Origin of the sequence: Hydrogenophaga sp. (genome assembly GCF_041633695.1) — a bacterium.
In the GTDB taxonomy this organism is placed as follows: domain Bacteria; phylum Pseudomonadota; class Gammaproteobacteria; order Burkholderiales; family Burkholderiaceae_C; genus Hydrogenophaga.
Map to the genome: position 1 here is coordinate 1 of NZ_JBFJMY010000051.1, position 15,912 is coordinate 15,912.

The 15,912-nt window shown below is 66.6% G+C and carries 19 protein-coding genes; 16 read left to right on the forward strand and 3 right to left on the reverse strand.

Annotation, left to right across the window (positions count from 1 at the left end):
• The 14 genes from ABYB95_RS05095 to ABYB95_RS05160 form a co-directional block, all read left to right on the forward strand.
• Positions 1-639, forward strand: a 639-nt coding sequence (locus ABYB95_RS05095; RefSeq protein ID WP_372657370.1) for an ABC transporter substrate-binding protein, incomplete at its 5' end; no start/stop codon positions are given.
• A 5-nt stretch (positions 640-644) separates the two neighbouring features.
• On the forward strand, positions 645-1,523 hold the full coding sequence (locus ABYB95_RS05100; RefSeq protein ID WP_372657371.1) for an ABC transporter permease subunit: 879 nt from the start codon (positions 645-647) through the stop codon (positions 1,521-1,523).
• Positions 1,524-1,635: 112 nt separating this feature from the next.
• Positions 1,636-2,457 carry an ABC transporter ATP-binding protein gene (locus ABYB95_RS05105; RefSeq protein WP_372657372.1) on the forward strand — a complete coding sequence of 274 codons (822 nt, stop codon included), beginning with the start codon at positions 1,636-1,638 and terminating at the stop codon, positions 2,455-2,457.
• Positions 2,454-2,666 (forward strand): DUF4089 domain-containing protein, encoded by a 213-nt coding sequence (locus ABYB95_RS05110; protein WP_372657373.1) that lies wholly within the window; start codon positions 2,454-2,456, stop codon positions 2,664-2,666. Before ABYB95_RS05105 ends, ABYB95_RS05110 begins: the two co-directional genes overlap by 4 nt.
• Entirely contained in the window at positions 2,663-4,051 is a 1,389-nt protein-coding gene (locus tag ABYB95_RS05115) for an AtzE family amidohydrolase (RefSeq protein ID WP_372657374.1), read from the forward strand. The genes ABYB95_RS05110 and ABYB95_RS05115 overlap by 4 nt, the downstream gene beginning before the upstream one ends.
• Before the next feature lie 5 nt (positions 4,052-4,056).
• Positions 4,057-4,461 (forward strand): oxalurate catabolism protein HpxZ, encoded by a 405-nt coding sequence (hpxZ, locus tag ABYB95_RS05120; protein ID WP_372657375.1) that lies wholly within the window; start codon positions 4,057-4,059, stop codon positions 4,459-4,461.
• Positions 4,462-4,510: 49 nt separating this feature from the next.
• Complete coding sequence (locus ABYB95_RS05125; RefSeq protein WP_372657376.1) at positions 4,511-5,617, forward strand: BMP family ABC transporter substrate-binding protein; 1,107 nt, start codon at positions 4,511-4,513, stop codon at positions 5,615-5,617.
• 97 nt (positions 5,618-5,714) lie between these two features.
• The gene (locus tag ABYB95_RS05130; protein ID WP_372657377.1) at positions 5,715-6,806 is read left to right on the forward strand and encodes an ABC transporter permease; all 1,092 of its coding nucleotides are present in this window, start codon (positions 5,715-5,717) and stop codon (positions 6,804-6,806) included.
• Complete coding sequence (locus ABYB95_RS05135; protein ID WP_372657378.1) at positions 6,803-7,723, forward strand: ABC transporter permease; 921 nt, start codon at positions 6,803-6,805, stop codon at positions 7,721-7,723. Before ABYB95_RS05130 ends, ABYB95_RS05135 begins: the two co-directional genes overlap by 4 nt.
• A gap of 13 nt (positions 7,724-7,736) precedes the next feature.
• Positions 7,737-8,780 carry a formamidase gene (locus ABYB95_RS05140; RefSeq protein WP_372657379.1) on the forward strand — a complete coding sequence of 348 codons (1,044 nt, stop codon included), beginning with the start codon at positions 7,737-7,739 and terminating at the stop codon, positions 8,778-8,780.
• A gap of 17 nt (positions 8,781-8,797) precedes the next feature.
• Entirely contained in the window at positions 8,798-9,487 is a 690-nt protein-coding gene (locus ABYB95_RS05145) for a cysteine hydrolase family protein (RefSeq protein ID WP_372657380.1), read from the forward strand.
• 150 nt (positions 9,488-9,637) lie between these two features.
• Positions 9,638-11,233 (forward strand): ABC transporter ATP-binding protein, encoded by a 1,596-nt coding sequence (locus ABYB95_RS05150; protein WP_372657381.1) that lies wholly within the window; start codon positions 9,638-9,640, stop codon positions 11,231-11,233.
• 128 nt (positions 11,234-11,361) lie between these two features.
• On the forward strand, positions 11,362-12,042 hold the full coding sequence (locus ABYB95_RS05155) for a cysteine hydrolase family protein (protein WP_372657382.1): 681 nt from the start codon (positions 11,362-11,364) through the stop codon (positions 12,040-12,042).
• A 13-nt stretch (positions 12,043-12,055) separates the two neighbouring features.
• Positions 12,056-12,781: a GntR family transcriptional regulator gene (locus ABYB95_RS05160; RefSeq protein WP_372657383.1), complete on the forward strand. Its 726-nt coding sequence runs from the start codon at positions 12,056-12,058 to the stop codon at positions 12,779-12,781.
• A gap of 25 nt (positions 12,782-12,806) precedes the next feature.
• On the opposite strand, the gene ABYB95_RS05165 is transcribed toward ABYB95_RS05160, so the two are convergent.
• The 3 genes from ABYB95_RS05165 to ABYB95_RS05175 form a co-directional block, all read right to left on the reverse strand.
• Positions 12,807-13,142, reverse strand: a complete 336-nt coding sequence (locus ABYB95_RS05165; RefSeq protein ID WP_372657385.1) for an AzlD domain-containing protein — start codon at positions 13,140-13,142, stop codon at positions 12,807-12,809.
• A gap of 13 nt (positions 13,143-13,155) precedes the next feature.
• Complete coding sequence (locus ABYB95_RS05170; RefSeq protein ID WP_372657386.1) at positions 13,156-13,884, reverse strand: AzlC family ABC transporter permease; 729 nt, start codon at positions 13,882-13,884, stop codon at positions 13,156-13,158.
• 93 nt (positions 13,885-13,977) lie between these two features.
• The gene (locus ABYB95_RS05175; RefSeq protein ID WP_372657387.1) at positions 13,978-14,640 is read right to left on the reverse strand and encodes a nitroreductase family protein; all 663 of its coding nucleotides are present in this window, start codon (positions 14,638-14,640) and stop codon (positions 13,978-13,980) included.
• A 271-nt stretch (positions 14,641-14,911) separates the two neighbouring features.
• Between ABYB95_RS05175 and ABYB95_RS05180 the strand changes: the two genes are divergently transcribed.
• Together ABYB95_RS05180 and ABYB95_RS05185 are read left to right on the forward strand one after the other, a co-directional pair.
• The gene (locus ABYB95_RS05180) at positions 14,912-15,373 is read left to right on the forward strand and encodes a CoA-binding protein (RefSeq protein ID WP_372657390.1); all 462 of its coding nucleotides are present in this window, start codon (positions 14,912-14,914) and stop codon (positions 15,371-15,373) included.
• Positions 15,374-15,390: 17 nt separating this feature from the next.
• Positions 15,391-15,912 (forward strand): PLP-dependent transferase (locus ABYB95_RS05185; protein WP_372657389.1); only part of this gene is annotated, 522 nt, incomplete at its 3' end.

Below are 15,912 nucleotides of genomic sequence, written 5' to 3' on the forward strand. Positions count from 1 at the left end.
GCCAAGAACGTGCTCGACGTGGTCATCGTGCCCGCCGCCAGCACGGCCAAGACCATGGCCGACCTGAAGGGCAAGCGCATTGCCAGCGGCCCCGGCATCCAGAACGTGACCCTGGCCAAGACCGTGCTGGAGCGCGGCGGAGCCGTCGGCGCCACGGTGGTTGAGCTGCCCATTGGTCAACATGTGGCCGCCCTGGCCGCCGGCCAGATCGATGGCGCCTACACCCTGGAGCCCACGGGCACCATCGGCCGCCTCAACGGCACCACCCGCACGCTGGAGACCGGTGTGATCGCCCGCTACGTGCTGGGCGACCCGATGGCTCCGTGGTTCGGCGGCTCGGCCTCGCTCACGGCCAGCTTCATCAAACAGCACCCCGAAGAAGCCAAGAAGTTCGTCGCCGCTTATGGCAAGGGCGTGGCCTATGTGCGCAGCAAGTCGAGCGAGGCGCGCCAGTTCCTCAAGAACTACACCGCCATCGAAGGAGCACTCACCAGCGAAGTGCCGCTGGCCGCCTACACCATGTACAACGAATTCACCCCGGCCGACGTGGCGCACTTCCAGAAGTTCTTTGACCTGTTCACCGAGAAGGGCGTGTTCTCCAAGCGCCTGGTGGTCGACAGCATGCTCTACAAGGGCTGAGTCGGATGGCCGCCGCCACACCCCTTGCCGCCGTGCACGACAAGGCTGCACCCACGCCGAGGCCCACCCCGGCGAAAGCCGCGCCCTGGGTGCCGCCTGCGGCCAATGCTTCCGTGGCACCGCCCAAGGCTCCGCAGTGGGAGCGCTTTCTGCCCTTCATCGGGCCGGTGGTGCTGTTCATTTTGTGGGACCTGGCGGTGCGCGCCGGCTTCATCAAAGCCATTCTCTTGCCCCCGCCGTTGGACGCCATGGGCGCGCTGGTGAAGGGCTTGGCGGGCGGGCCGCTGTTGCAAGACTTTGCGGTCACCGTGTGGCGCACGCTGCAAGCCTTCGTGATCGCCGCCGCCATCGGCATGCCCCTGGGTGTGCTGCTGGGCAGCAACGAGCGCGCCTACCGCAGCGTGGAATTTTTGATTGATTTCTTCCGCTCCACGCCCTCGTCGGCCTTGATCCCACTGTTCCTGATGATCTTCGGTGTGTCCGACGTCAACAAGGTGGCGATTGCGGCCTTTGGTGCGCTGCTCATCGTGGTGTTCAACAGCGCCTACGGTGTCATCAATGCGCGCAAGCAGCGCGTCATGGCGGCCAAGGTGATGGGAGCTTCGCGCTGGCAGATCTTCAAGGACGTGCTGGTGTGGGAGAGCCTGCAGCCCAGCTTTGTGGGCCTGCGCTCGGCGGTCTCCATGGCGCTGGTGATCGTGATCGTGGCCGAGATGTTCATCGGCGCCGACAGCGGCCTGGGCAACCGCATCATCAATTCGCAACAGGTGATGAACGTGAAGGACATGTACGCCTCCATCCTCGCAGCGGGCGCCCTGGGCTACGCCCTCAACATCCTGTTCCTGGTGCTGGAACGCAAGATCGTGCACTGGAGCGGAAGGTAATGACAACCCCCCCGAAGCGGCCTGTGGCCGCCTCCCCCCAGGGGGCGACACCAGTGGCCCGGCAGAGCCGGTTCCACGGTGTCCCCCGCCACTCACACCGCGAGACCACGCCATGACTGTAGTGTTGAACCCCCCTGTTTTCGCGGACGTGCCCGCCCCGGTGTTCGTGCCCGGCCCGGTGGGCACCCACATCACCATCCGCGGCCTGACCAAGTACTTCGCGGGCTGGCCGCTGTACGAGAACTTCGACCTCGACATTCCCAAGCACCAGATCGTGTCGGTGTTCGGCCCGAATGGTTGTGGCAAGAGCACGTTGATCAACATGATCGCGGGCCTGGTGCCCATCGACCGCGGCGAGATCCTGTTCGATGGCAAGAGCCTCAAGGACACCAAGATCGGTTACGTGTTCCAGAACTACCGCGAGGCCATGTTCCCGTGGATGCGCACCATCGACAACATCGCCTACCCGCTCAAGCTCGAAGGCAAGAGCAAGGCCGAGGTGGACCGGCGCATGGCCGAACTGGTGGCTTCGTTCGACGTCAAGTTCGATCTCAACCGCTACCCCTACGAACTGTCGGGCGGGCAGCAGCAGACCGCGTCCATCATGCGGGCGCTGGCCAACAAGCCCGAGGTGCTGTTTCTCGACGAACCCTTTTCGGCGCTGGACTTCGAGATGACGCTGTTCATCCGCGAAAAGCTGCAAGAGGTGTTCATGCAGACCGGCACCACCATGCTGCTGGTCTCGCACGACCTCGAAGAAGCCGTGTACCTGGCCGACCAGGTGCTGCTGCTGACCAAGCGGCCGACCCGGGTGGCGGAAATACTGCCCTATGGCGACGCACGGCCGCGCACGGTGGACACGCTGTCCGAGTCCAGTTTCATCGCTGCCAAAAAACGCAGCCTGGAGGTCTTTCAGCGCGAGGTGCGGCGATGAACCCCGACGAAACCCAGGCCTATGTGCTGGCGAGTGCCGCCGCGTTGCAGCTGCCCTTGAGCGCGGCACAAGCCGAGCGCGTGGCCGGCCACTTGCAGCGCACGGCGGCCATGGCTGAATTGCTGGAACGGTTCCCGATGGAGCCGCACGACGAGCTGGCGGAAATTTTTCGCCCCCACGGGCCGCAGGCCGGGACGGTAGCGCCATGATGCCGCGCACCGCCGACCTCGCACGCGCCATCGCCGTGGGCGACGCCAGCGCCGCCGAGGTGCTGGAGGTCCATGTCGCGCGCATCGAAGCCACCGACGACCGCGTCAATGCCTTCACGGGAAAGAGCTACGCCAGAGCCCGCGCCGAGGCCGCTGCGGTGGACGCGATGCGCGCACGCGGCGAAGCGCTGCCGCCGCTGGCGGGTGTGCCCTACGCGGTGAAGAACCTGTTCGACATCGCGGGTGAAACCACATTGGCCGGCTCGAAAATCCAGCGCGACCAGGCCGCTGCGGGCAGCGACGCTTTTCTGGTGCAGCGCATGCAAGCCGCTGGTGCGGTGCTGGTGGGTTCGCTCAACATGGACGAATACGCCTATGGCTTCACCACCGAAAACAGCCATTACGGCGCTTGCCACAACCCGCACGATCTGAGCCGCATCGCGGGTGGTTCTTCGGGTGGATCGGGTGCGGCGGTGGCGGCGGGCCAGGTGCCGCTGGCGCTGGGTTCGGACACCAATGGTTCGATCCGCGTGCCGGCTTCGCTGTGCGGCGTGTGGGGGCTCAAACCCACGTTTGGCCGCTTGTCGCGGCGCGGCAGCTACCCCTTTGTGCACAGCATCGACCACCTGGGCCCGTTCGCCGATTCGCTGGAAGGTCTGGCACTGGCCTACGACGCCTTGCAAGGCCCGGATCGGCTGGACCCCGGTTGCCACGCGCAGCGCATCGAACCCACCATGCCGACCCTGACCCGGGGCGTGGAGGGCTTGCGCATCGCCGTGCTCGGTGGCTACTTCCACGACAACGCCACACCACCGGCGCGCGCCGTGGTGCAGGCGGCCGCGCGTGCGCTGGGCGCGAGCGAGGTGGTGGACTGGCCGCACCCGGCGCTGGCGCGCGCCGCCGCCTTCATCGTCAGTGCAAGCGAAGGCGGCGCCTTGCACCTGGAAGACTTGCGCACCCGGGCTGAAGATTTTGAACCGCTGTCGGTGGACCGCTTCATCGCCGGGGCCTTGCAGCCGGCGGCCTGGTACCTGCGCGCGCAACGTTTTCGCCGGGTCTACCGCGACCAGGTCCGTGCGCTGTTCCAGCACTGGGACGTGTTGCTGGCGCCCGCCACGCCGGTGAGCGCGCCCGCCATCGGCACCGAATGGCTGGACATCAATGGCCAGCAGCAGCCCTGCCGCCCGTCGATGGGACTGCTCACCCAACCGATTTCTTTCGCCGGCTGCCCCGTGGTGGCCGCCCCCATGTGGCCCGACGGCACGCAGGGCATGCCGCTGGGCGTGCAGGTCATTGCCGCGCCCTGGCGCGAAGACCTGGCCCTGCGCGCCGCCCTGCTGCTGCAGCAATCCGGTCTGGCCCAGATCCAGCTACCCGCTTTATGAACGCCATGAACAACGCCCTGGACATCAACAGCCCGCCCGTGGTGGCCGAAGTCACGGCGGCGTTCCGGCGCTACGAGCGCGCCCTGGTCGGCAACGACGTGGCCGTGCTCGACGAGCTGTTCTGGGACAGCCCCTTGACCCTGCGCTACGGCGCGACGGAAAACCTGTACGGCTATGAAGCCATCCGGGCCTTTCGTGCCGCGCGCGCCGCACAAGGCCTGGAGCGCGAACTCTCGCACACCGTCATCACCACCTATGGCCGCGACTTCGCCACCGCCAACACCGAATTCCAGCGCCTGGGCAGCGACAAGACCGGTCGCCAAAGCCAGACCTGGTTGCGCACGCCCCTGGGCTGGCGCGTGGTGGCCGCCCAGGTGAGTTTGCTGGCGGGCCCGCCCCCGCTGGCATGAACCCGCGCACGAATCCTGCTAGTCCTCTTTAACCCCAACGGAGAAGCCCATGAACCCACTGTCTTTCAACCGCCGCGATTCCCTCAAGTCCCTGGCCGCCCTGGGTGTGGCCAGCCTCAGCCCGCTGGCCTTTGCGCAAAAGCCGCTCACCGTGGGCGTGATCTACGTTGGCCCGCGCGACGACTTTGGCTACAACCAGGCCCAGGCCGAAGCCGCTGCCGAACTCAAGAAGATGCCGGGCATCCAGGTGGTCGAGGAGGAGAACGTGCCCGAGACCGCAGCGGTGCAAAAATCGATGGGCGGCATGATCGCGCAAGACGGCGCTTCGCTGCTCATCCCCACCTCCTACGGTTACTTCGATCCCCACATCCTGGCCATGGCGGCCAAGCACCCCGAGGTGCGCTTTGGCCACTGTGGCGGCTTGTGGACCGAGGGCAAACACCCGAAGAACGTGGGCAGCTTCTTTGGCTACATCGACGAGTGCCAGTACCTCAACGGCGTCATCGCCGGGCATATGAGCCAGAGCGGCAAGATCGGTTTCGTGGCCGCCAAGCCCATTCCGCAGGTGCTGCGCAACATCAACGCCTTTTTGATGGGCGCGCGCTCGGTCAAGCCCGGCATCACCTGCAGCGTGATCTTCACCGGCGACTGGTCCATGGCGGTGAAAGAAGCCGAGGCCACCAACAGCCTGGCCGATCAGGGGGTGGACGTGTTCACCATGCACGTGGACGGCCCCAAGGTGATCGTGGAGACGGCGGCCAAGCGCGGCAAGATGGTATGCGGCTACCACGCCAGCCAGGCCAAGCTGGCACCCCAGGCCTACCTCACGGGCGCCGAATGGAACTGGCTCACGGCCTACAAGACCATCGTTGAAGCCGCCAAGTCCGGCAAGCCGCACCCCAACTTCCTGCGCGGCGGCCTGAAGGACGGTTACGTCAAAACCTCGGCCTACGGACCGGCCGTGACCGCCGCCGCCAAGAAAGACGCCGATGCCATCAAGGCCAAGATGATGACGGGCAGTTTCGACATCTTCAAAGGGCCGCTGAAGGACAACAAAGGCCAGGTGGTGATCGCCGCCGGCACCACGCTCAAGCAGACCGACCTCAAGCTCGAAGGCATGAACTACCTGGTCGAAGGCGTGATCGGCTCCATCTGAGGAAATGCTCGGTTTGCCCTTCGCCGAATACACCGTTCGGGCTGAGCTTGTCGAAGCCCTTCGACAGGATCAGGGCGAACGGTGATCGATATACCCCATGAAAAACACGTTCAATGACATCGCCCTGCCCGTGGCCGCTCTGGTGGCCGCGCTGGCCCTGTTTGGGGTGTTCACCGCCTTTGCCGGGGTGAACCCGCTGGACGTGTGGCGCCTGCTGTTCATGGGCGCGTTCGGTGACTGGTTTTCCTGGCAGAACACCTTGCAGCGCGCCGCGCCGCTGATGCTCACCGCCTTGTGTGTGGCGATCCCGGCCCGCGCGGGGCGGATCATCATCGGCGGCGAAGGCGCGCTGGTGCTGGGCGGTCTGGGTTGCGCTGCATTGCCCTATGTGCTGCCGCTGCCCGACAACCTGCTGGGCACGGCGCTGGTCTGCCTGGCCGGTGCCGTGGCCGGCGCGCTGTGGGTCGTGCTCGCGGGCTGGTTGCGCCAGTACCGCGGCATCAACGAAACCATCAGCAGCCTGCTGCTGGCCTATGTGGCCATTGGTTTCTTCAAGCACGCGGTGGAAGGCCCGTTGCGCGATCCGGCCAGCCTGAACAAGCCCTCGACCCTGGCGCTGTCCGAGGGCATGCGCATCGGCGGCATCGCGGGCTCCGACATCCACTGGGGCCTGGTGCTGGGGGTGCTGGCTTGTGTGCTGCTGGGTGTGTGGCTGCGCCGCACCGCATCGGGCTTTTCGGTCCGGGTGGTGGGCGGCAACCCGCGCGCCGCCCAGTTGGTGGGCTTGCCCGCCTCGCGTTTGATTCTGCTGGCCTGCGCCCTGGGTGGCGCCTGTGCCGGCCTGGCCGGTGCGGTGGAGGTGGCGGCGGTGCACACCAACGCCAACGCCTCTTTGGTGGCGGGTTATGGCTACGCCGGGATTCTGGTGGCCTTCATCGCGCGGCACCACCCGGTGGCCATCGTGCCGGTGGCGATTCTGTTCGGTGGCTTTGGTGCGGCCGGCAGTTTGCTGCAACGCCGACTGGGCCTGCCCGACGCCTCGGTGATGGTGTTGCAGGGCATGGCTTTTGTGCTGATCCTGGCCAGTGAAGCTTTGCGCGACGTGGACTGGAAGGCCTTGGCGGCGCGGCTCTCGCGCAGCGGGCCACCACCCGATGCACCACCCGCCCTCCAGGACAAAACCGCATGACCACCGACCTCTTCATTTCTTTTGTGGCGGCGATCCTGGGCGGCGCCTTGCGCGTGGGTGTGCCGTTTTTGTTCGTCAGTCTGGGCGAGTGCCTGACCGAAAAATCGGGCCGCATCAACCTGGGGCTGGAGGGCGTGCTGGTGTTGTCGGCCATGGCGGCGTTTGGTGCGGCCTACCTCAGCGGATCGGCCTGGATCGGCGTGCTCGCGGCCGCCGGGGTGGGGGCCTTGCTGGCCGGCCTGCACGGCGCGCTGTGCTCGCTGCCGCGCGTGAACGACGTCGCCACCGGCATCGCGCTCATGTTGCTGGGCACCGGCCTGGCGTTCTACTTTGGCAAGGCCTTGATCCAGCCGCAGGCGCCGCAGATTCCGGCCATTGCGCTGGGCGAATGGAGCAGCCTGCCAGCCGTGCGTTCGGCCTTGCGCATCAACGCGCTGTTGCCGCTGGGCCTGGCGCTGGCGGTGTTGCTGTGGTGGGGCTTTGCGCGCACCCGCACCGGTCTGCTGGTGCGCCTGGCGGGCGACTCGGCCCACGCCGCGCGCGCGCTGGGCTATTCGGTGCCCGGCATCCGCATGGCGGCCACGGCGGTGGGTGGCGCCATCGCCGGTCTGGGCGGTGCATCGCTCACCTTGTTCTACCCCGGCAGCTGGAACGAAGGGATCTCCAGCGGGCAAGGGCTGATCGCCGTGGCGCTGGTGATTTTTGCGCGCTGGAGCCCGCTGCGCTGCATCGGTGCGGCGGCCTTGTTCGGTGGTGCGGGCGCCATCGGCCCGGCCTTGCAGTCGGTGGGCATTGGCTGGGGCTACCACCTGTTCAACACCGTGCCCTATGTGCTCACCCTGGTCATTCTGGTTGCCACCTGCAAACCCGGCAGCGTGGTGCAAGGCAGCCCGGGCGAACTTTCATCGACGAAGTGACAAGGACATCTTCATGAGTGGATTGGGCGGACTCAACAAATCGGCGCACGGCGTGGTGGTGGGCCTGGTGCAACTGCAGTTGCCCACGGTCGTCACCCCGGCCGACCTGGCGGCACAGACCCAGCGCATCTGCGAGCTCGTGGCCAAGGCCCGGCGCAACCAGGGCAACATGGATCTGGTGGTGTTCCCCGAATACTCGCTGCACGGCCTGAGCATGGACACCAACCCGGCCATCATGTGCACGCTCGACGGGCCCGAGGTCGCGGCCTTCCAGCAAGCGTGCACGGCCAACCGCATCTGGGGCTGCTTCTCCATCATGGAAGCCAACCCCGGCGGCAACCCCTACAACAGCGGGCTGATCATCGACGACACCGGCGCCGTACGCCTCTACTACCGCAAGCTGCATCCCTGGGTGCCGGTGGAGCCCTGGGAACCGGGCAACCTGGGCGTGCCGGTGTGCGACGGCCCCAACGGCAGCAAGCTCTCGCTCATCATCTGCCACGACGGCATGTTCCCCGAAATGGCGCGCGAGGCGGCGTACAAAGGCGCCGAGATCATCTTGCGCACGGCTGGCTACACCGCACCCATTCGCCACGCCTGGCAGATCACCAACCAGGCCAATGCCTTCCAGAACCTGGCCTACACCGCCAGCGTGTGCCTGTGCGGCAGCGACGGTACCTTTGACTCCATGGGCGAGGGCATGTTCTGCCACTTCGACGGCACGGTCATGGTGCAGGGTGGTGGCCGGGTGGACGAAATCATCACCGCCGAACTGCGGCCCGATCTGGTGCGCGAAGCCCGCAGCGGCTGGGGCGTGGAGAACAACATCTACCAGCTCTACCACCGGGGCTATGTGGCGGTGCAGGGTGGCGCACAAGACTGCCCCTACACCTACATGCACGACATGGCGGCCGGCACCTACCGGCTGCCCTGGACGGTGCAGGTGACCGACGGCACGCCGTGCGGTTTTGCGCCGCCCACGCGCCGCTACAAGGGTCCCGAGGCCCATCCGCTGGCGCCCGATGCGCCGTCTTTGCCCACCCAGAAAGCGGCCTGACCGCGCCGCCGCACACCATGACACGCCACATCCCAGCCAACCCCTACGCCTGGCCCTGGAATGGGGACTTGCGCCCCGAGAACACCGCGCTGATCGTGATCGACATGCAGACCGATTTCTGCGGCGCCGGTGGTTACGTGGACCAGATGGGATACGACATCTCGCTCACGCGCGCACCGATCGAGCCGCTCAAAATCCTGATGGCCGCCATGCGCAATGGCGGCTACACCGTGATGCACACCCGCGAAGGCCACCGGCCCGATCTGTCCGATCTGCCGGCGAACAAACGCTGGCGCTCGCAGCAGATCGGCACCGGCGGCGTGGGCATTGGCGACGACGGGCCGTGTGGCCGCATCCTGGTGCGGGGCGAACCGGGTTGGGAAATCATTCCCGAACTCGCGCCCCTGCCCGGCGAGGTGGTGATCGACAAACCTGGCAAGGGCTCGTTTTATGCGACCGACCTGGAGATGGTGCTGCACACGCGCGCCATTCAAAACCTGATCCTGGCCGGCATCACCACCGACGTGTGCGTGCACACCACCATGCGCGACGCCAACGACCGGGGTTTTGAATGCCTGCTGCTGTCGGACTGCACCGCCGCCACCGACCCGGGCAACCACGCCGCCGCGCTCAAGATGATCACCATGCAAGGCGGCGTGTTCGGTGCCCATGCCAGCTCCGGTGCGGTGCTGGAAGCGGTGTCATGAAACACCCCCGCCGCGCTGCGCGCGACCCCCTCGAGGGGGCGGTACCTGTGGACCGGCCAAGCCGGGGCCACGGTATTCCTGGCTCGTTACCCTTCGCTCCGGATGGGGCTTTGCAACTGCGCTGCATGGCTTCGCAATGGAGGCCGGGACATGCGTGACACCCAACCCATCGGCGGCCTGCCAGCGGGCTCGGGCGCGTTGGCGCTGGACACCTACCAGATGGGCATGCGTTTTGGCAGCTTCACCGCGCTACACCAGGTCAGCATGCAGGTGGCGCCGGGCACGGTGCACGCGCTGCTGGGCGAGAACGGCGCGGGCAAGAGCACGCTGGTGAAGTGCGTGGCCGGTTTCCAGCGCCCCACCACCGGCAGCATCCTGATCGACGGGCGCGAGCAAGACATTGCCAACCCGGTGGTGGCGCGGGCCCTGGGCATTGGCATGGTGTACCAGCACTTCACGCTGGCGCCCGGCATGACGGTGGCCGAAAACCTGTTGCTCGCGGGCGGCAAGACACCGGCGCTGATCGACTGGACGCGCCAGCGCGCGGAACTGCAGGCGTTTCTGGACACCACGCCGTTCCAGCTCGACCTGGATGCCACGCCCGCCGCATTGGCCGCCGGCGAGAAGCAGAAGCTGGAGTTGCTGAAGCAGCTGTACCTGCGCCCGCGCCTGCTGATCCTGGACGAACCCACCTCGGTGCTCACGCCGCAGGAAGCCGACGAGGTGCTGGGCCATGTGCGCGACTTTGCGCGCAGCGGGCGCTGCACCGTGCTCATCATCACGCACAAGTTCCGCGAAGTCATGGCTTACGCCGACAACGTCACCGTGCTGCGCCGGGGTCGGGCGGTGCACCACGGCCGCGTCGCCGAGAACGACCCGCAAAGCCTGGCGCAGGCCATGGTGGGTGGTGCCGAGGCGGGCACGCCCGATCCCGACAGCGTGGCTTCGCCACCCGTGGCCGCAGCGCCGTCCAGCCAAAACGCCCAGAGCGGGCCCTCGTTGGCGGTGAGCGACTTGCGGATACAAGGCGACCGCGGCACCCTGGCCGTGCGCGGCTTGAGCCTGCACGTGGCGGCGGGCGAAATCCTGGGCGTGGCCGGCGTGTCGGGCAACGGTCAGCGCGAACTGGTCGAAGGCCTGGTGGGCCAGCGCGCGCGCCTCGGTGGCACGGTGCGCGTGATGGGCGAACCCTATGCCGCACGGCGCGAAGAGAACCGGCGCCTGAAGCTGCGCAGCCTGCCCGAAGAGCCGCTGCGCAACGCCTGCGTGGGCGATCTGAGCGTGGCCGAGAACATGGCCTTGCGCGACTTCGACCTGCCACCGCTGGCCACATCGGCACGCACGGGTGGTTGGCTGCGCTTTGGTGCCTGGCGCAGCCGGGCACGCCAGTGGATAGCGGCCTACGGCATCAAGACCCAGGGCGAGAACGCGCCGATCCGCAGCCTCTCAGGCGGCAATGTGCAACGCGCCGTGTTGGCGCGCGAACTGGCCGGCGACATCAATGTGTTGATCGCGGCCAACCCGGTGTTCGGCCTGGACTTTGCCGCGGTGAAGGAAATCCATGGCCGTATCCACCTGGTGCGTGAGCGCGGCGGCGCCGTGCTGCTCATCAGCGAAGACCTGGACGAACTGCTGGAACTGGCCGACCGCATCGTGGTCATGAGCGAAGGGCGCATCGTGCACGAAACGCCCGCCGCCGGTGCCGAGCGCCACGTGATCGGCGCGCACATGGGCGGGGGGCACTAGCAATGAGCACCCCCGTGCCGCCTGCGGCGTCACCCCCCAGTGGACAACACCAGCGGCCCGTCCTGAGCTTGTCGAAGGGCGGTTCCACGGTGTTCTTGGACGAACATCCTCTTCATACCAACATGCCCATGCTGATCCCCGCCCAACCCTTTCCGTACGCGTTCCAGATGGACCACACCGCGCTGGTCATCATCGACATGCAACGCGATTTCATCGAACCCGGTGGCTTTGGCGAGACGCTGGGCAACGACGTGTCGCTGCTCGCGGCCATCGTGCCCAGCTGCCAAACCGTTTTGGCCGCCTGGCGCCAGGCGGGTGGCATGGTGGTGCACACGCGCGAAGCGCATGCGGCCGATCTGTCGGACTGCCCGCCGGCGAAACGCCTGCGTGGCAATCCCCGTCTGCGCATCGGCGATGTGGGGCCCATGGGCCGCATCCTGGTGGCGGGCGAGCCGGGCAACCAGATCATCGACGCGCTGGCGCCCGTTGCGGGCGAGATCGTGATCGACAAACCCGGCAAGGGCGCTTTTTACGCCACGCCACTCCAGGCGCTGCTGGCCCAAAACGGCATCACCCACTTGCTGTTCATGGGGGTGACCACCGAGGTCTGTGTGCAGACCAGCATGCGCGAAGCCAACGACCGGGGCTACGACTGCCTGCTGCTGGAAGATTGCACCGAAAGCTACTTTCCCGCCTTCAAAACCAGCGCCGTGGAGATGCTGCGCGCGCAAGGCGCCATCGTGGGCTGGACCGCATTCAGTGCCGCCTTGCTGCAGGCCCTGGACACGCCCGAATCGGGTCAACGCTGATACAGTTTGCGACGTGCACACCACCACCCACAGTTCCCCGCGATCCCTGCCAGCGCCCGTGCGCTTGTCGCGCGCCGACGAAGTCTACGAGCAGCTCAAGCGCGACATCGCGACCTTCAGCCTGGTGCCGGGCGACCGCTTCACCGAGAACGAATTGTGTGAGCGCCTGACCGTCTCGCGCACGCCGGTGCGCCAGGCGCTGGTGCGCTTGCAGCAAGAGGGCTACGTCAAAGTCTTGTTTCGCAGCGGCTGGCGCGTGCAGCCCTTCGATTTCGACAAGTTCGAACAGCTTTACGACCTGCGCATGGTGCTCGAGACCACCGCCGCGCAGCGCCTGTGCGCCGATGGCGAGCGGGTGGACCGGGTCTTGCTCGACCAGCTGGTGCAGATCTGGCTGGTGCCGGTGGCCGAGCGCAGCACCGATGGTGAGCAGGTGGGCCGATGGGACGAGGCGTTTCACTGCAGCCTGGTCGAAGCCGCAGGCAATGCCGAGATGGCCCGCGTGCACAAGGACGTGACCGACCGCATCCGCATCATCCGCAGGCTGGACTTCACCAAGTCGGCGCGCATCGACGCCACCTACGACGAACACGCCAAAATTCTGAAAGCGATCCGCTCCAAGCGCGGCGATCAGGCCGCCATGCTGTTGCGCGCACACATCGAGACCAGCCAGGCCGAGGTGCGCAAGATCACCTTGCACGAGGTGCACCTGGCGCGCCTAGGTGGCATGGCCAAATAGCCCGCCGGTGCTGCGCCGAGGCGGTCTACCAGCCCAGGCCCAGGTGCAGCGGCAGGTACACCGCCATGCCCGCCAAAATGGTGCCGAGCACGCCACGGCGCCTATAGAACCACGCCGTTCCGGCCAGCAGGCCGAACAGCCGGGCGTCTTGCCAGGTGGTGATCAGGTGGCCCTGGGTGGTCACGATCTCGGGCAGCACCACGGCGGCGATCGCGGCCACCGGCGCGAACTGCAGGCCGCGTTGCACCCAGGCCGGCATGGTCCAGGGTTTGCTCGACAAGAAGAAGAAAGAACGCGTGAGCACGGTGATCAGCGCCATGCCCACGATGGTCACCACGGTCCAGATGTCGGTGTCGCCCATGCTGTGTTGCCTTCTAGGGCCGCGAGCTGGCCCGGCGGGCGGCGGCCGAACTCTCCACCATCAGGCAGGCGGCCACGGCAGCGGCAATCGCCACCAGGATGTTCAACTTGAAGGGCAGGGCCAGACTGGCCACTGCTGCCGCGCCCGCCACACCGGCCGAAACCAGACGCAGCCGCGTGGTGACCAGCGAATACATGATGCCCACCAAGGCCAGAATGCCGGCAAAGCCCAGGCCCCAAGCTTCGGGCACGGAGTTGCCCAGCGCCACGCCCAGGAGGCTGGACGCGACCCAGCTGCTCCAGCCGGTCAGGCCATTGGCCATCCAATAGGTGTCTTGTGCGTGTATGCCCGCGGCGTCGGTGGCGGGCGTGGGAAATCGCTGGGTGAAGGTCACGTAGTTCACGTCGGCCATCAAATAGCCTTGGAACAGGCGGCGCCAAAAGCCGTGGTGCATCACGTACGGGCGCAGGTGGATGCTGAAAACCACAAAGCGCAGGTTGACGCAAAACGCCGTGGCCAGCACCACCCACATGGGTGCGCCCGCCGCCAGCAGGGGAATAGCCGCCAGTTGCGAACTGCCGGCAAAGACCGCCGTGGCCATCAGCAGCACTTCGGGCACGCTCAGGCCCGACTTCACCATCGCCACGCCGGTCATCACCCCCCAGGCCGAAATGCCGGGCGCAACCGCCGCCATGTCGCGTATGCCCGCGCGCACCTCCGGGTGGTCCAGACGCCATTTCATGACGTTGACCCGGCATGGCGGGCACGGCTCTGCCGCCCCACCGCTTTAGCGGTGGATGCGGGGATGCCCCGGATCGGCGCCGGGGCCTGGACTTCAGACTTCGGTGATGAACTGCTCACGCGGACGGCGCACCTTTTTCAGATTTTGCAGCCAGTCTTTGCCGTCTTCGCGGTAACCCAGCGGCAGAATCGCCACGCTGCGCAGGCCACGCTCGCGCAGCTTCAGAATTTCGTCCAGCGCCTTGGGGTCAAAACCTTCCATGGGCGTGCTGTCGACTTCTTCGAAGGCGGCAGCGATCAGCGCAGCACCCAGACCGATGTAGGCCTGGCGGGCCGCGTGCTGGAAGTTTTCTTCCGCCGGGCGCGGTGGGTAACCGGCCAGCAGCTTCTGGCGGTAGGCTTCCCAGCCTTCGTTGGTGCCGCCGCGCTGCGCGTTGGTCAAGTCGAACATGTGGTTGATGCGCTCGGGCGTGTAGTTGTCCCAGGCCGCGAACACCAGCAGGTGCGAGCCTTCGGTGATCTGCGCCTGGTTCCAGGCGATGGGCTGGATCTGCTCGCGCACGGCTTTGCTGGTGACCACAACGATCTCGTAAGGCTGCAGACCGCTGGAGGTGGGCGCCAGGCGGGCCGCTTCCAGGATGCGCTCCACCTTGTCTTGGGGCACGGCTTTGGCTGGGTCCATTTTTTTGGTGGCGTAGCGCCACTGGAGGGCGTCGAGCAAAGCGGGCACGGTGTTGGGTTGGGAGAGATCGGTCATGTGGGGTCCGGTGTAGGAAAGGTTCGTTGGCTGGCGGCTGGCCGCCAGCCAAGGCTGTGCCGCCGATTGTGAAGACCTCGGCGCCCCACCGTGCCGGCCACGCCGTAACCCACACCGGGGCGCAGTGCATCGGCCACACGTTCGAACGGGTGGGCACGAAATGCGATAGCGCCTGCGGTTTTGCCGTGCGGCCCGACTGTGCATGGGGCCCCGATCTGATAACGTGGTGCCCCAGCACGCACCGATCCAGACACGGCAAGGCACACCCATCATGCACGACGACATCGCCAGCTTGCGGCGCATTCTGCGCCAGGACCGCACCATTGCCGTGGTCGGTCTTTCCGCCGAGTGGCACCGGCCCAGCCATTTTTGTGCCAAATACCTGCAGCAGCATGGCTACCGCGTGGTGCCGGTCAACCCGCGTTACGCCGAGATACTGGGCCAGACCTGCTATGCGCGCCTCGAAGACATTCCCTTCCCGGTTGACATGGTCGATGTGTTCCGCAAAGAGGCCGATGTGCCCGATATCGCGCGCAGTGCGGTGGCCATCGGCGCCAAGACTTTGTGGCAACAACTCGGTGTGAAGAGCGCCGAAGCCGACCAGATGGCGCGCCAGGCCGGGTTGTTGTCCATCATGGACCGCTGCGTGAAGATCGAACACGCACGCCTGTTTGGCGGTCTGAACTGGGTGGGCGTGAACACGCGTGTGATCTCGGCCCAACGTCCTGTCTGAACCACCCACCGCACACCATGGCCGACCGCCGCTTCCAGCCCGAAACCCTCGCCATCCACGCCGGCCAGATCCCCGACGCCGCCACCGGTGCGCGTGCCTTGCCGATCTACCAGACGACCAGCTTCGTCTTCGACAGCGCCGAGCACGCGGCCAGTCTGTTCAACCTGCAGACCTTTGGCAACGTGTACTCGCGCCTGTCCAACCCCACCGTGGCGGCGCTGGAAGAACGCGTGGCCGCGCTCGAAAATGGCCGCGCGGCGGTGGCCTGCGCCAGCGGCATGGCGGCCGAGGCGCTGGCGCTCATGACCATCCTGCAGGCGGGCGACCATGTGGTGGCCGCCGGTGCGCTCTACGGCGGCAGTGTCACCATGCTGGCCGTCAATCTCAAGAAATTTGGTATCGAAACCAGCTTCGTGGACGCCACCGATGCCGATGCTTTCGCCGCCGCCATCCGGCCCAACACCCGCGCGGTTTTTGCCGAGACCCTGGGCAACCCCAGCATGGTGGTGCTCGACATCGCGGCCGTGGTCGACGTGGCC

Excerpts from the sequence above, each read along its gene's own strand:
- ABYB95_RS05100 (WP_372657371.1), top strand. The coding sequence starts at position 645 with ATGGCCGCCGCCACACCCCTTGCCGCCGTGCACGACAAGGCTGCACCC.
- ABYB95_RS05105 (WP_372657372.1), top strand. The coding sequence starts at position 1,636 with ATGACTGTAGTGTTGAACCCCCCTGTTTTCGCGGACGTGCCCGCCCCG.
- ABYB95_RS05110 (WP_372657373.1), top strand. The coding sequence starts at position 2,454 with ATGAACCCCGACGAAACCCAGGCCTATGTGCTGGCGAGTGCCGCCGCG.
- ABYB95_RS05115 (WP_372657374.1), top strand. The coding sequence starts at position 2,663 with ATGATGCCGCGCACCGCCGACCTCGCACGCGCCATCGCCGTGGGCGAC.
- hpxZ (WP_372657375.1), top strand. The coding sequence starts at position 4,057 with ATGAACAACGCCCTGGACATCAACAGCCCGCCCGTGGTGGCCGAAGTC.
- ABYB95_RS05125 (WP_372657376.1), top strand. The coding sequence starts at position 4,511 with ATGAACCCACTGTCTTTCAACCGCCGCGATTCCCTCAAGTCCCTGGCC.
- ABYB95_RS05130 (WP_372657377.1), top strand. The coding sequence starts at position 5,715 with ATGAAAAACACGTTCAATGACATCGCCCTGCCCGTGGCCGCTCTGGTG.
- ABYB95_RS05135 (WP_372657378.1), top strand. The coding sequence starts at position 6,803 with ATGACCACCGACCTCTTCATTTCTTTTGTGGCGGCGATCCTGGGCGGC.
- ABYB95_RS05140 (WP_372657379.1), top strand. The coding sequence starts at position 7,737 with ATGAGTGGATTGGGCGGACTCAACAAATCGGCGCACGGCGTGGTGGTG.
- ABYB95_RS05145 (WP_372657380.1), top strand. The coding sequence starts at position 8,798 with ATGACACGCCACATCCCAGCCAACCCCTACGCCTGGCCCTGGAATGGG.
- ABYB95_RS05150 (WP_372657381.1), top strand. The coding sequence starts at position 9,638 with ATGCGTGACACCCAACCCATCGGCGGCCTGCCAGCGGGCTCGGGCGCG.
- ABYB95_RS05155 (WP_372657382.1), top strand. The coding sequence starts at position 11,362 with ATGCTGATCCCCGCCCAACCCTTTCCGTACGCGTTCCAGATGGACCAC.
- ABYB95_RS05165 (WP_372657385.1), bottom strand. The coding sequence starts at position 13,142 with ATGGGCGACACCGACATCTGGACCGTGGTGACCATCGTGGGCATGGCG.
- ABYB95_RS05170 (WP_372657386.1), bottom strand. The coding sequence starts at position 13,884 with ATGAAATGGCGTCTGGACCACCCGGAGGTGCGCGCGGGCATACGCGAC.
- ABYB95_RS05175 (WP_372657387.1), bottom strand. The coding sequence starts at position 14,640 with ATGACCGATCTCTCCCAACCCAACACCGTGCCCGCTTTGCTCGACGCC.
- ABYB95_RS05180 (WP_372657390.1), top strand. The coding sequence starts at position 14,912 with ATGCACGACGACATCGCCAGCTTGCGGCGCATTCTGCGCCAGGACCGC.